Origin of the sequence: Leisingera sp. ANG-M1 (assembly GCF_000813745.1) — a bacterium.
Classification (GTDB): Bacteria; Pseudomonadota; Alphaproteobacteria; order Rhodobacterales; family Rhodobacteraceae; genus Leisingera.
The window spans coordinates 1-412 of sequence record NZ_JWLC01000070.1 but is presented as its reverse complement, the minus strand read 5'-3'; the positions used below and the strand labels follow the sequence as shown (position 1 = coordinate 412).

The window sequence follows — 412 nt, the reverse complement described above, 5'->3', positions numbered from 1 at the left end:
CCAGCTGGAAGAGGAAATCGCAAGGCTCACCGCCATGCGCGACGCACTCTGAAACGGATGGGCCTCTCCGCCTGCCGCCTGGCAAGCGGAGACTGCCGTCAGCTGCGTACCAGCTTCTCGTAGTCCTCGGCGATCTCGCGGGTCAGCGCTCCGACTTCGAACTTGTAGGGGCCGATCTCGCCAACCGGGGTCACTTCGGCCGCGGTGCCGGTCAGCCAGCACTGTTCGAACTCTTCCATCTCTTCCGGCTTGATGCGGCGCTCATGCACGGTGATGCCCTTGTCCTTGAGCATGCCGATCACGGTCTGGCGGGTGATGCCATTGAGGAAGCAGTCCGCCTTGGGCGTGTGCACTTCGCCGTCCTTCACAAAGAAGATGTTGGCGCCGGTGGCTTCGGCCACATAGCCGCGCC

At 63.6% G+C, this 412-nt stretch carries 1 protein-coding gene; it reads right to left on the bottom strand.

Annotated elements, in window-relative coordinates:
* Positions 1-98 precede the first annotated feature (98 nt).
* Positions 99-412, bottom strand: a 314-nt coding sequence (locus RA19_RS25375) for an aminotransferase class IV (RefSeq protein ID WP_039168734.1), incomplete at its 5' end; no start/stop codon positions are given.